Origin of the sequence: Mucilaginibacter sp. OK098 (assembly GCF_900142915.1) — a bacterium.
In the GTDB taxonomy this organism is placed as follows: Bacteria; Bacteroidota; Bacteroidia; order Sphingobacteriales; family Sphingobacteriaceae; genus Mucilaginibacter.
Genome location: NZ_FRCM01000007.1, coordinates 195,269 through 208,993, shown reverse-complemented (window position 1 = coordinate 208,993; position 13,725 = coordinate 195,269). Strand labels below are relative to the sequence as shown.

Genomic DNA, 13,725 nt, shown 5'->3' with positions numbered 1-13,725 from the left:
TTAATAATCAGATAGATTTATATTGTTGTTTATAAAATTCTGCGGGGGTTTTATGGGTAGCCTTCTTAAAGGCCCGGTAAAAAGATGCCTTTGAATTAAATCCTACTTCATAAGCCAGCCCAAGTAGATTATATTTTATATTTTTAGGGTCTTCGAGTCTTTGTTTAAAATCAGTAATACGGAACTCGTTGATAAAATCGCTAAAGTTTTTCCCAAACCCAACATTTATAATATAGGACAGCTCTTTTACATTGATTCCTATTTTTTTTGAAAGTTTTTGGATGTTTATATTTTCATCAGTATAATAACAATGAGTAGCCATTGCCTTTAGAATTATCTCTTTGTTGTTTTTTACCTCACCTTTTGTTAAAAGTTCATTTCTTTCGTTGACGGGTATTTTTAGTAATCCAATCTCAGGTTTATAATACCCTGCTATCCCGATACTGTAAATACAAAAACCAAATATTAAATAGATAGGATAATAGGGCATCATGCCAAGTACTAATTTGCCATTTAATACAATTACCCATATTATGTACATTAACCAGGTAACGGCTATTAAAGTTGAGGCAAGCATAAACTTTTTAGCCCATCCAATTTTTTTTTCATTTTTTAATACAAGGGGGTTCTTTCCGTATCTATTAATAATGAGTGAAAGTGAAAAGTACAAATAAGCTATGAAGAGAAAACACGCCAGTATATCACTCATAAAACTTAGTTTTTGTATTTGAAAAGTATACTTGGTAAAATTAAAAATAAACAATAGGGCAGCAGGAAGGATATCAAAGAGCAATGAGGGTAAAAAGTGCCAAAGTTGTTTGCTGGATGGTTTATAATTAGCTCCTAAAACGGTTTTAAGGTAAAGATATAAGAGCGGACCTAAAGCGAATTGGTATAATAACGGAATAGGGAGATATGAGTTAAAATAGGGGATTTTTTCCTGGAGAATAATCTTAATACTTGCCAGTGCAAACAAAAAAACGAATAAGCCCAGGTATATGCTGATATTTTTTTGCCTTTGTATAAATATTAATGCACTCCACACAAACCCGTTGATTGCACCAACAAGAATTAAGATTTGAAAAATATTGAAAGATAGATCCACCTATGGCTTTAATTAAAAATAATAAGCATAAAAATAGCGGTTAACTTTAAGGTTAACCGCTACTTCGGTCAAAATTTATTAATTCTTATCTGCCTCCCGGAGGGCAATGCTCTTTTAAATACTGCGTGTACAACGTGCGCAAATGCAAGCTGGTGCCGGGCCCTTCATAAATGCCGTGCGAACGGTTAGGGTACGACATTAGCTGGAACTGCCTGTTATATTTAACCAGCTCATTGATCAGCATCTCGGCATTTTTATAATGCACGTTATCATCGCCGGTACCGTGTACATATAATAAATTACCGCGCAGGTTTTTAGCATAGGTAATAGGCGACCCTTTTATAAATACTTCGCGGCTTGCATCGTCAATGGGTACGCCCATATAACGTTCCTGGTAAATGTTATCATAAGTTAACTGCCAGCCTACAGCAGCAACAGCTATCCCTGTTTTGTAAATTTCAGGATGCTGAAACATCAGGTTAAGCGTGCATGAGCCGCCACCGCTCCATCCCCAAACTGCCACACGGGTTGAATCAACAAACGGCCATTTCAGGATCTCTTTAGCGCCCATTGCCTGGTCTTCAATATTTACTATCCCAATGTTTTTATAGATCGATTTACGCCATTCAGCCCCTTTTGGTGCGGGTGTTCCGCGGTTATCCAGGGAGATATAGATATAGCCATCGTCAGCCATATTGCCAACATATTCGCCGTTCCTGGTTGCTCCATAGGCATCGGTTACCGTTGCCCCTGCAGGCTCGCTATACACATAAAACACAACCGGATATTTTTTTGTAGGATCAAAGTTGGTTGGTTTAACCATCCATCCGTCCATAGTAACGCCATCAACAGTTTTTACCTTAAAAAATTCCGGTTTGTTTTTAGCGTCCTGGTTTAGTTTTATAACGGTTCCGCTTAGATGCTTATGATCAGGCAGGCTTACCACTTCGCTTTGATACGGCGTGTAGCTGTTTGAAAAATTATGCAGCCCTATTTTTCCGTTCGGCGAGATCTCATAGCTATGGGTTCCGGGCTCATCCGCAGGCGTTACGCGCTCGGCTTTGCCGCCGCTTAGTTTTATGCGGTAAAGGTATTTCTGGGTAGCATTATCAGGCGAAGCCAAGAAATAAATATAACCGCCTGCTTCGTCAACCAGGTCGAGAGATTCCACATCATAGTCGCCTTTGGTAATTAAGGTTTCTTTGCCATCCTTGTCAATTCTCGAGATATGTCTCCAGCCGTCTTTTTCGCTGATCCATAAAAAGTCCTTGCCTTTGTTTATCCATTCCCAGCCTACAGGGTCACCGCCGTTCCAGCGCGATTTGCCGTCGATCCAGGCTTTGTCGCTCTCTGTGTGGATCACCCTTGCCGTACCGTTTGAAACATTGGCTGTAAAGACCTTGCTTTCGGTTTGAGCGCGATTTAATTGCTCCAATATAATTTCGTTTGAGTTGGTAGTCCACTCCATCCGCGGGATATAATGCTGAATAGCATCACCCGGAATATCCATCCAGCTTATTTTGCCGGTAGTAATATCAACAACGCCTATTTTACATGCGCTTGGGTTTTCACCTGCAACAGGGTACTCAACCGGAACAACGTATGGGTAGATGGAATCGGTAGTATTCAGCATCAAATATTTTTTGGTATTTGCCGCATTTATCTGCCAGTAAGCAATGCTCCTGCTATCAGGCGACCAGCGGAAACCGTCACGGCAGTCAAACTCTTCTTCATAGGCCCAGTCAAATGTGCCGTTTATCATTGTTTGGGTGCCATCAAAGGTTAATTGCTTAACTGCACCAGTTGCAAGGTCTTCAGTAAAAATATTGTGTTCGCTAACATAGGCAGCCTTTGTTCCGTCGGGAGATAGTTTAGTGAACATTAATGACGATGCGGGTCTTGCGGTGCCCAACTGCTTTAAAGTTTTTGCGGTAAGGTCATACACCCAATAGTCGCCACGGGTATTATAGCGCCAAACCCGCTGCGTATTGGTAAATATTAATACCTTTTGTCCATCGTTTGACAGGATAAAGTTAGCCACCTTAAGCGGGGTTTTTCCCGGTGGCGTAAGCATTTCAGTGCTTACCAAAACAGTTTTTTTATTGGCATCGCGGGTGTCAAGCTCCACTATCCCGGATGCATCTCCACGATAGTATTGGTAGCCATCCGCCGCCCAGTGCGTTTTGCCACGCTGTGCTTTCACAGACAACTGTGTAAGTATCAGTATTAAAAAAAGGAGGGGTATTAGTTTTAATCGGTAACGTTTAATATTCATTGGGTCAGTTTTTAGCTTTATTTTATTTATAAATAATGGGTCAGTAAATTTTGCGTTAAATTAGCACTTTATAGCCTGTAATAAATATCTGTAATGAAAAAAATACTACTAAGTGCGGTTGGCCTTTTTAGCTGTGTAACGTTAACTTTTGCACAGCATATTGACAGGAGTAAGTTTGTTAAGGATAGTATTGATTTTTATATTAACCGGGCATTAACCAACTGGCGTATCCCGGGTGCCGCCGTATGTATTGTTAAGGATGGCAAAATAGTATTGATGAAAGCATATGGCATTAAGGAGCTGGGCCTGCCTGCCAAGGTTGATATTAATACCCTGTTTATGATCGGCAGCAATACAAAAGCCTTTACCGCTACCGCGCTTGCCATGCTGCAGAACGACAAAAAGCTTTCGCTGGATGATAAGGTTACCAAATACCTGCCGCAGTTTAAGCTCGACAATAAACCCGCCGGTGAGATGGCCGTTATCCGCGACCTGCTTTGCCATCACCTGGGCTTCCAAACTTTTCAGGGCGATTTTACTTTTTATAACACCAACTTAACCCGCAGCGATATTATACAACGGCTGGGCATGCTTAAGGCTGCTTATCCTTTCCGCACCAGGTGGGGGTATACCAATGCCGCATTTTTAACCGCGGGCGAGATCATTCCGGTGGTAACAGGCAAGCCCTGGGAGATCTATCTTAAAGAAAATATTTTTGCGCCACTCGGCATGACCAATACTTTAGCCTTAAGCGCCGATCTGCCTAAATCATTAAACAGAACGGTTCCTCATACGCTGATTGACGGACGTTTATCGCCAATTCCTTACTGCCAGATAGATGGCCTTGCGCCTGCGGGCGGTATAAGTTCGTCAATAAACGATATGAGCAAATGGGTGCTTGCTTTGCTTAACGATGGTAAAGTAGGAGCGAGGCAGATAATCCCGGCTGCCGCGATTAAGGCTACACGCGAGGCACAGGATATTATGGGCCGGGTTAACCACCCGGATGGCTCAACCAATTACGAGCTGTATGCACTTGGATGGATGATACAGGACTATGTCGGGAAGCACCTTATAATGCACGACGGTGGTATAAACGGTTACCTATCGTCAGTAACGCTGGTGCCCGATGAGCACCTAGGGATAGTTATATTAACCAATACCGATCAGAATAACTTTTTTGAGGCCCTGCGCTGGGAAATAATGGATGCTTATTTTAAAAAGCAATACCGCGATTACAGCGATACCTATTTGGCTGCCTATAAAAATGATGCGGCGGTTGAACAGGTGGCCGATAAAAAGCTACGTGATTCGGTTGCGTTTAACCCAAAACCTGCTTTATTGCCATCAAGCTATATTGGCAAGTATGAGAATAGTCTTTATGGATCGCTTACTATTACACAAGGTGAAAATAACGACCTGGAGATCCGCTTTGAGCATCACCCTAAAATGTACACCCATCTGCAGCCACTTGGCGGCAACCGCTTTTACGCCACCTTTTCCGACCCTACCTTAGGTAAAGCTGTGTTTCCGTTTATAGTGCAAAATGGTACGGTAAAAGGCATCAGGATTAAAGTAGCCGATTTTGTGGAGCGCGATGCCTATGAGTTTACAAAGATTCCCTGATTTTGGTTGAACTATAGTTGTAACACCTGTTATGTACGTTATCCCCCAATACAAACATTACAGGCGTTACAACAGATTGTCTGAACCGGAATTCCTGGGATTTAAAGATTGCCCGGATTAAGGAATCAATTAATCCTTTAATCAAGCAAATCATGGTTCAAAAAAGAAACCCTGATTCAGACAAAACCATCCGCACATCAATAATCAGCACATCTGCACATCATCTTCACAAATATTTTTGCCACCATCCCGAAACATAGGGCTTCACCTCGGTAGGTTTGCCCGGCTCGGGTACAAACAGTTCAATGTTTTTTTCTTTGGCGTAGGTTACTAACCGTTCAATTGGCTCGTACCAGGCGTGAGGGGCAAGGTTAAATGTTCCCCAATGGATGGGCATCATCAGCTTGCTGTTTAGCGCCAGGTGAGCGTTTGAGGCATTATCAGGACCCATGTGAATGTCGGGCCAGAACTTGCCGTAGGCGCCTATCTCCAGCATGGTGAGGTCGAAGGGGCCAAAGGTATCGCCAATCTCCTTAAAACCAGGAAACCAGCCCGAATCTGCGCCAAAAAATATATTATGCTGCGACCCTTTGATCACAAATGACGACCACAAGGTTTCATTACGGCCAACAACACCCCTGCCGCTAAAGTGCCTTGCCGGGGTTGCTATAATATTACAATCGCCGCCAAGCATTATGCTGTCGCCCCAATCCAGTTCACTGATAAAGTTTCTTTCTATGCCCCATTTCTCAATATGCTGCCCAACGCCAAGCGAGCAGATGAATGGAATGGTTTTATCCGCAAAAAACTTAATGGTGTTTTTATCCAGGTGGTCGTAATGATCGTGCGAGAGTATAATGGCATCCAAAGGCGGCAGTTCATCCAGCGCTATCGGCGGCTGAAAGAACCGCTTAGGCCCGAAAAAGGAACTGAACGATACCCTGTCGCTCCAAACCGGGTCGGTAAGGATACGTTTGCCGTCAATCTCAATCAATAGGCTCGAATGCCCGATCAATGTGATCCTTAACCCGGTTTCGGGAGGGGCTTGAAAAACTGAAACATCGGTTTTAAACGGACCTAACTGTTGTTTGGGCGTGTTTTCGGCTTTGTTATGATAATACTCTTTTAATATGGGGATCATTTTGTCAAATCCGGCCTCATCGGTTGGGATCGGATTTAAAAACTTTCTCCCCTTTTTACTCGCCCCTGATAAACTCATAAAATAGGTGTCAAAATTGATTCCCCAAATATACATGGGGTTTTTAGTGAGATATTGATGAAGCTGAATTGTTACATTCATGCTCCGGTACGCTTAACAGAAAGATTAGCAGTAAGTTTAATGCCGGTATAGTTATGACAAAAAAATTACTTTTTCAGAAAGACAATCGCCTGCTTGCAAAACTCAAGTAAATGAGCGGGCAGGCTTTGTTCAACATAGGGATGGGTTGCTCCAAACACATGGTCGGCGCCGGGAATTACTGAATAGGCAGCATGGGGCTGTGCAGCTTTCAGCTCCTCAGCATGGCTTACCGGTACAGAAGCATCTTCCTGCCCATGCACAATAAGCCAGGGCTGTTTTACTTTGGCAGCATGTGCCAGGATGTCGAAGCGAGCGGGGTTCTTGTCCAAATCATTAAGCAAACTAACTTTTAAAGGCATTTGCTGGCCGGTACGTTTATTTTGTATATATGTGATGCCGGTTAAGCGCCATTGCTCTTCAATCTCTTTCGGCCATAAATTGCGAAAGCCCGATATAGAAGCCATGGTAACCAGCTTTTTAACCCGGTTATCTTCGGCAGTTTTTATAATACCTATGCCGCCACCCATACTATGGCCTATTAAATAAACACCCGCCGCCGCCGCTATTCCAGATCCGCCGCAGGCGAAATCAATAACAGCCTTTAAATCTTCCAGCTCAATTGAAAAAGTGTTATCGGCAAAGGCTATCAGGTCGGCAAAGTCTGTTGGGTTATCGGCAGTGGTGCCGTTATGCGAAAAATTGAATTTCAAAAATCGGAAGCCATGTTCGGCAAAGTAATTTGCCACCAGGTTATGCGCCCCCCAGTCCTTAAACCCTTTAAAGCCGTGGGCAAATATTACCAGCGGTGCATTTTTAAGGGATGTTTTATAGGTGAGATCCATCAGCATACCACGGCCCTTAGCGCCTGGAATGTTGAAGTTTTGTTTTTTGATCATAATTATATCAAAGATATGATATTGGATGATTAAATAATTGCTTTCGATGGCCTTGTGGGACACTGATTTTGTGCGAAAACAAACATTCTCTTTCCCCTTCCCTCTTTCCGCGCAGCGAAGAGAGGGAGGTCCAGCGAAGCGTCGACCGGGTGAGTAAAATCTGCAGGCGATATCAACGCAAATGCATTGGCGTAAATGCATAGCGGGTTGACTCACCCCGTCCACTAGTTAGCGGATTCGCTCGCCACCCCTCCTCTGCTACACAAAGAAGACCTTTATTATTTCTTCGTATACCACCACGCCGACCATATCAGCAGCGGCTGCAAAACCACCAGCCTCACCCAGGCAATAAGCGGCGTTACATAAAGGCTGCCCAGCCAGAACGGCGCACGGATAACCATATCAATATGTACCGGCAAAAAGGCAATCAGCATTAAAATAATACACCCTGCAGCCCATCGCCTTGTTCTTTTGAAAATCAGCATCAAGCCAAATAATATTTCAAAAAAGCCTGCAAGAATATTCATAAGTTTTGGGAGGGGAATATACTGCGGAATGATGTTTATGTAACCTCCCGGCGACCGGAAGTGGTTGGCCCCGGCTGCCAGGTAGCCAATTACAAGGATAAAAAGACTGCCCTTTTTTAATAAATTCATTATTTATGTATGATTTTACCTATAAAATAGATTTAATTGTTAAAAAAACACTCTTTATTTATAAACATTCTAAATACAACTGTATGACAAAGGGTTGACACTGCATCTTATTAATCCTGTTATTTTTGTCGGGTCAAATTTTAAAATAGCTTTGAAGTATCTAAAGGTAATCGCTTTTACGCATAAACAGATTGAGCTGAAGGAGTTGGGAAAATTGGTGATTTGCCAGGAAAATCTAACGGATAAGCTGCATAAGGTAAAAACCCAGTTCGGCATCTCCGAGATTTTTTATCTTGCCACCTGTAACCGGGTTGAGTTTGTGATGCTTACGTCGCATGTTGTTGATAAAGCATTCGCCAAGGAGTTTATGGATTCTATTGATATGGGGCTTTGCCCGGTATCTACCGGCACCTTTTTAGATTCGGCTTCTATTTATGAAGACAGGGAAGCGCTTGAACACCTGCTGCGTACCTCGTGCTCACTTGAAAGTTTGATAGTTGGCGAAAAAGAGATCCTTTCGCAATTACGCAAGGCCTACGAAAACTGCAAAGAAGCAGGCCTAACTGGCGACGGACTGCGCATGTATATGAGCTGTATAGTAAAAACGGCCAAAGAGGTTTACACCAATACCAATATTTCAAAAAACCCTATTTCGGTGGTTTCACTGGCTTACCGCAAACTACGCGACCTTAAGCTCTGTACAAATGCCCGCATCCTGATCATAGGAGCAGGCGAAACCAACCGCAACATTTCAAAATATCTTCAAAAGCATAAATTTTCAAACTTCTCGGTATTTAACCGCACTGTTGCCAATGCCACGCAATTAGCTGCTGATTTAAACGGCGAAGCATTTAACCTGGGAGCTTTAAAAACTTACGATAAAGGTTTTGATGCCATTATTACCTGTACATCGGCTACCGAGCCCATTATTACGCCCGAAATTTATGCGGGCTTATTAAATGGCGATACCGGCCGCAAAACCATTGTTGACCTGGCAGTACCGAACGATACCCATCCTGATGTACTTGAAAAATACCCGGTTAACTTTATTGAGGTACACTCCTTAAACGAAGTTGCCAAAAAGAACCTGCAGGAGCGTTACGAAGAACTTACCCTTGCCGAAGGAATTATTGAACAAAACATTAACGATTTTTTACTGGAGCTTAAACAACGCCGCATAGAGCTTGCCATGCGCCAGGTCCCCGAAAAAATAAAAGAGATCCGCAATACGGCAATCAATTCAGTTTTTGCCGATGAAGTACAAGGCATGGACCAGCATAGCCGCGAGATCCTTGAAAAAGTGATCAACTATATGGAGAAAAAGTATATCAGCGTACCCATGATAATGGCTAAAGATATATTGATCAATAATAATTAATAGGGCGTTGCCTTCGGCCCAGGCTGTCCGTTCATACGCCTGCAGGCCTTAAGCACAGGCCGGTACCCACTTCCATCCTTAACGCTTTTTTGAACCATGATTCACCTGATTAAAGGATTGAAGGATGGTAAACAAATATAAAAGCAAAGCGACAGGCATCCCTTAATCCTTTAATCAGGTGAATCATGGTTCAGACAAATAACCTACAACCCTTTCAACCCCACCCCAACCGTCACCCCACTTTCATATCATTAATTATCCCTCTAAACATCCCTGTAAAATGTTAAATTTGCCCTTGCAAATAATTAGGCCCTTTGGACAGAACATTAATAATAGGAACCCGCGGCAGTGATCTGGCGCTTTGGCAGGCAAACTTTATAAAAGATAGCCTGGCCGCACTTAACATTGCTGTTGAGCTGAAGATCATTAAAACCCAGGGCGACCGCCTCCTTAACCTGAGCTTTGATAAGCTGGAAGGCAAGGGCTTTTTTACCAAAGAACTTGAAGAAGAATTATTGGCAGGCACCATTGATTTAGCGGTACACTCGCACAAGGACCTGCCAACCGAAAACCCTCCGGGACTCATTATCGCAGCAGTTTCAGAACGGGAAGATCCATCTGAGCTACTGCTGATACTGAAGGACTGTGTTGATGTGCACCAAAAGCTATCAGTTAAATATGGCGGCATTGTCGGTACATCATCAAACAGGCGTAAGGCACAACTGCTGGCTTATCGCCCTGATCTGGATATAAAAGACCTTAGGGGCAATGTACCCACCCGTGTAAATAAACTGCGCGATGAAAATTATGATGCCATTATGGTGGCCAAAGCCGGTGTAAGCAGGCTGGGACTGGATTTGAGCGATTTTTATGTAGAGGAATTAACGCCTACTGAACTAATCCCCGCACCGGCACAAGGTGCGCTGGCAATCCAGATCCGCGAAGATGATAAAGAATTATTTGAAGCTTTGCAACCGCTGAACCACCCTGATGTTGCCGAAGAACTTGCGGTTGAACGTACACTTTTACAACTGTTTGGCGGGGGCTGCCATTTACCTTTAGGCTGCTATTGCCGTAAGGAAGATGGCGTTTACCAGGTATTTACCTCAAAAGCTGATGAAGGTGATGAGTTCCCCGATCGGCTGTTTTTAGAAGCGTCAACCACTGAAGGACTGGCTCAAAAAGTAGCCCTGTTTTTTAGTAAGGACCGTAAGTTCCCGATGAAGGTATTTATCTCGCGTGAGCTTTCTGAAAAAAGCTATTTCCGTAAGGCGCTGGAGAAACATGATATTGAAGTTGAAGCCCGTTCACTCATACGCACGGTTGCAGTGATTACCAAACTTGACAACTATATTTTAAGAAATGCCGACTGGCTGTTTTTTAGCAGTAAAAATGCGGTTGAATATTTCTTCCAGCTTGATCCGTTATTGCCTAAAAAAGTAAAGTTTGGGGTAATGGGAAGCGGATCGGAAGACATGCTACGCCGTAAGGGGCACTTTGTTGACTTTACCGGCGATGGCGACCCCGCAGAGGTGGCAGCCGAGTTTGCAGCCCTTGCCAACGGAAAGACCGTGGTATTTCCATCTGCCGAAAACTCTATGCGGAGCATTCAGCAGGCATTATCTGCCGATACAAAGATCATTGATCTTACGGTTTATGAAACTATACTGGAAGACGATGTACCGCAAACCGGTGCGGAGATAATGGTATTTACCAGTCCGTCAAATGTGGAAGCTTACTTTGTTGATAACCTGCTTGATCCCGACCAAAAGATCATTGCAATAGGCGTATCAACCGGCAAAAAACTGGATGAAATGGGCGTAAAATATACCCTGCCTTATTCGCCTGATGAAACAGGCCTGGCAGAAGCCGTATTTGGAACAATTTGTTTGAGCCACAGGTGCTGAGGGGTTCATAGCCGGAGGTTCATAGTTCATAGTAAAAAGCAAGTGTTCTTAACTATGAACTATGAACCTCCGGCTATTAACCATGAACTATTAACCATGAACTAAAATGCAACGACCACGAAGAAACAGAAAAAGTGAAGTTATCCGCCAGATGGTACAGGAAACACATGTTAGCGCGGCTAACCTTATCTTTCCGCTGTTCATAGTTGATGGTAATGCACAAAAAACTGAGGTGGCTTCCATGCCGGGCATCTACCGTTATTCAATCGATAATTTGCTGCGCGAGATTGAAAGCTGCCTGAAACTCGGACTTAATTCTTTTGACCTGTTCCCGAATATTGATGAATCGTTAAAAGATAAATACGCTACTGAAAGCCATAGGGAGGAAAGCCTTTACCTGCGTGCAATCCGCGAAGTAAAAAAGACCTTCCCTGAAGCCTGTATAATTACCGATGTAGCGATGGACCCTTACAGCAGTGATGGTCATGATGGCATTGTAGAGAATGGCGAGATCCTTAATGATGAAACGCTGGAAGTGCTTGGTAAAATGGCGCTTGCCCATGCACAATGCGGCGCCGATATTATTGCCCCGAGCGATATGATGGATGGCCGTGTAGGCTATATCCGCAAGGTATTGGATGATAATAAGTTTACCAATGTATCTATCATGTCGTATTCGGCAAAGTATGCAAGTGCGTTTTATGGTCCATTTAGAGATGCATTGAATTCGGCCCCTAAGTTTGGCGATAAAAAAACTTACCAGATGAACCCTGCCAACCAGCGGGAAGCTTTAATTGAAGCCAATTTGGATGAACTGGAAGGCGCCGACTTTTTAATGGTTAAACCGGCCCTGCCTTACCTTGATATAATTAAATTAATAAAGGATAATACGGAACTGCCCGTTGCAGCGTATAATGTAAGCGGCGAATATGCTATGATAAAGGCAGCCATTCAAAAAGGCTGGTTAAATGAGCAACGCGCCATTACCGAGGTGCTTACCAGCATCAGGCGTGCAGGCGCCAGCGCGATATTAACGTATCATGCTAAGGAGGTTTTGCTGAATAAGTGGTTGTAGTTAGAGATTAGAGGCCGGTGATTAGAGGTTAGAAAAAAACATCGCTGGCAAAATATAAATTTATGTTTGATTCAATAAAAAAGAAATTTACATCAGAGGGGAATGAGCCTTCGGGTTCAACAGGCAAGCCTGATATTGTTAGGGAAAAATCAGCTGAGCTGTTTGCAAAGGCTAAGACATTTTTTCCGGGTGGGGTAAATTCACCGGTAAGGGCATTTAAATCTGTTCACGGTACACCGCTTTTTATAAAAAAGGGAGATGGCTGCTATTTATGGGATGCTGACGATAACCAGTTTATTGATTTTTGCTGTTCATGGGGGCCGCTGATCCTTGGACATAATAATGCAAAGGTTCGCGAAAAGGTTATAGAAGTGATGCAAAATGGCATGTCGTTCGGTGCGCCAACAGCTTTGGAGAACGAACTGGCCGAGCTCATTATCAAAAACAATAAATTTATTGAAAAGCTGCGTTTCGTGAGCTCAGGCACAGAAGCCGTTATGTCGGCTATCAGGCTGGCAAGAGGCTATACCAAACGCGATAAGATCTTAAAATTTGAAGGCTGTTACCATGGGCACAGCGACTCGTTGCTGGTAAAGGCCGGCTCCGGTCTGGTTACTTTTGGCGAAACCTCATCAGCAGGTGTACCAAAATCATTTGCCGATGAAACCATTGTTGTTGCATTAAATGATAAGGAAGCCATTAAAAAAGCGTTTGAGGAGTTTAAAGACCAGATAGCCGCTATAATTATTGAACCGGTACCGGCAAATAACGGTTTACTTTTACAGGAAAAGGAGTTTTTGAAATACCTGCGCGAAGTATGTACCCAAAACGGTACTTTACTGATATTTGATGAAGTGATATCCGGCTTTAGGATTGGTTTTGAAGGCGCTGCGGGTTATTATCAAATTAAACCTGATATTATAACTTACGGAAAGATCATTGGCGGTGGCTTGCCCGTTGGCTGTTATGGCGCTTCGGGAGAGATCATGGGGCATGTTTCTCCGGATGGCGGGGTTTACCAGGCGGGTACCTTATCAGGCAACCCGGTTGCTATGGCTGCCGGTATTGCACAGCTAAGTGAACTGCTCCGCATGGGCTTTTACCGCGATTTGAATAATAAAACGGAAGAATTTACCGAGGCTATTCAGCGTTTTGCCACTGCCCGTAATTATAAGTTTAAAGTATTTACCATCGGCTCCATATTTTGGTTTGCGTTTACAGACCAGGAGACTATCCGCAGGGCTGATGAAATTGATGCGGCCAGCATGGATAAATTTAAAAAGTTACACCGTGAATTGCTTAACCGGGGCATTTATTTAGGCCCGAGTGGTTACGAGGTTGGATTTATATCATCCGCTCACACCAAAATAGACCTTGAGAAAGCAAAACGTGCTATATTTGATAGCCTTGAAGTAGTGTTCCGGGAAAAATAGTTGGCAGAGAAAAAAGTTGGCAGTTGGCAGTTTTGAATTATCTTTAGTTAATAACCAACTGCAAACTGAGAACC

At 43.3% G+C, this 13,725-nt stretch carries 10 protein-coding genes; 5 read left to right on the top strand and 5 right to left on the bottom strand.

Annotated elements, in window-relative coordinates; genetic code table 11:
* Positions 1-7: 7 nt before the first annotated feature.
* Both BUE31_RS30800 and BUE31_RS23510 read right to left on the bottom strand, forming a co-directional pair.
* Positions 8-709: a helix-turn-helix domain-containing protein gene (locus BUE31_RS30800; RefSeq protein WP_143167231.1), complete on the bottom strand. Its 702-nt coding sequence runs from the start codon at positions 707-709 to the stop codon at positions 8-10.
* A gap of 481 nt (positions 710-1,190) precedes the next feature.
* On the bottom strand, positions 1,191-3,380 hold the full coding sequence (locus BUE31_RS23510) for a S9 family peptidase (protein ID WP_073406296.1): 2,190 nt from the start codon (positions 3,378-3,380) through the stop codon (positions 1,191-1,193).
* Positions 3,381-3,473: 93 nt separating this feature from the next.
* Between BUE31_RS23510 and BUE31_RS23505 the strand changes: the two genes are divergently transcribed.
* Positions 3,474-5,006 carry a serine hydrolase gene (locus tag BUE31_RS23505; RefSeq protein ID WP_073406295.1) on the top strand — a complete coding sequence of 511 codons (1,533 nt, stop codon included), beginning with the start codon at positions 3,474-3,476 and terminating at the stop codon, positions 5,004-5,006.
* 226 nt (positions 5,007-5,232) lie between these two features.
* Here BUE31_RS23505 and BUE31_RS23500 read toward each other — a convergent pair whose 3' ends face one another.
* From BUE31_RS23500 to BUE31_RS23490, 3 genes are all read right to left on the bottom strand, one after another.
* Positions 5,233-6,306, bottom strand: coding sequence for an MBL fold metallo-hydrolase (locus tag BUE31_RS23500; RefSeq protein ID WP_200801978.1), 1,074 nt, complete (start codon positions 6,304-6,306; stop codon positions 5,233-5,235).
* 65 nt (positions 6,307-6,371) lie between these two features.
* Positions 6,372-7,202 carry an alpha/beta hydrolase family protein gene (locus tag BUE31_RS23495; RefSeq protein ID WP_073406293.1) on the bottom strand — a complete coding sequence of 277 codons (831 nt, stop codon included), beginning with the start codon at positions 7,200-7,202 and terminating at the stop codon, positions 6,372-6,374.
* Between the two features lie 278 nt (positions 7,203-7,480).
* Positions 7,481-7,858, bottom strand: coding sequence for a DoxX family protein (locus tag BUE31_RS23490; protein ID WP_073406292.1), 378 nt, complete (start codon positions 7,856-7,858; stop codon positions 7,481-7,483).
* A 151-nt stretch (positions 7,859-8,009) separates the two neighbouring features.
* Between BUE31_RS23490 and hemA the strand changes: the two genes are divergently transcribed.
* From hemA to hemL, 4 genes are all read left to right on the top strand, one after another.
* Positions 8,010-9,236 carry a glutamyl-tRNA reductase gene (hemA, locus tag BUE31_RS23485; protein WP_073406499.1) on the top strand — a complete coding sequence of 409 codons (1,227 nt, stop codon included), beginning with the start codon at positions 8,010-8,012 and terminating at the stop codon, positions 9,234-9,236.
* 314 nt (positions 9,237-9,550) lie between these two features.
* Entirely contained in the window at positions 9,551-11,143 is a 1,593-nt protein-coding gene (gene hemC, locus BUE31_RS23480; RefSeq protein WP_073406291.1) for a hydroxymethylbilane synthase, read from the top strand.
* Between the two features lie 106 nt (positions 11,144-11,249).
* On the top strand, positions 11,250-12,218 hold the full coding sequence (hemB, locus tag BUE31_RS23475; RefSeq protein ID WP_073406290.1) for a porphobilinogen synthase: 969 nt from the start codon (positions 11,250-11,252) through the stop codon (positions 12,216-12,218).
* Between the two features lie 62 nt (positions 12,219-12,280).
* Positions 12,281-13,651 carry a glutamate-1-semialdehyde 2,1-aminomutase gene (gene hemL / locus BUE31_RS23470; protein ID WP_073406289.1) on the top strand — a complete coding sequence of 457 codons (1,371 nt, stop codon included), beginning with the start codon at positions 12,281-12,283 and terminating at the stop codon, positions 13,649-13,651.
* Positions 13,652-13,725: the final 74 nt, after the last annotated feature.

What these genes read in the sequence shown, in the direction of transcription:
- BUE31_RS23490 (WP_073406292.1), bottom strand. Translation starts at nt 7,858, where the DNA reads ATGAATTTATTAAAAAAGGGCAGTCTTTTTATCCTTGTAATTGGCTAC.
- BUE31_RS23500 (WP_200801978.1), bottom strand. Translation starts at nt 6,306, where the DNA reads ATGAATGTAACAATTCAGCTTCATCAATATCTCACTAAAAACCCCATG.
- BUE31_RS23495 (WP_073406293.1), bottom strand. Translation starts at nt 7,202, where the DNA reads ATGATCAAAAAACAAAACTTCAACATTCCAGGCGCTAAGGGCCGTGGT.
- BUE31_RS23505 (WP_073406295.1), top strand. Translation starts at nt 3,474, where the DNA reads ATGAAAAAAATACTACTAAGTGCGGTTGGCCTTTTTAGCTGTGTAACG.
- hemB (WP_073406290.1), top strand. Translation starts at nt 11,250, where the DNA reads ATGCAACGACCACGAAGAAACAGAAAAAGTGAAGTTATCCGCCAGATG.
- BUE31_RS30800 (WP_143167231.1), bottom strand. Translation starts at nt 709, where the DNA reads ATGAGTGATATACTGGCGTGTTTTCTCTTCATAGCTTATTTGTACTTT.
- hemL (WP_073406289.1), top strand. Translation starts at nt 12,281, where the DNA reads ATGTTTGATTCAATAAAAAAGAAATTTACATCAGAGGGGAATGAGCCT.
- BUE31_RS23510 (WP_073406296.1), bottom strand. Translation starts at nt 3,380, where the DNA reads ATGAATATTAAACGTTACCGATTAAAACTAATACCCCTCCTTTTTTTA.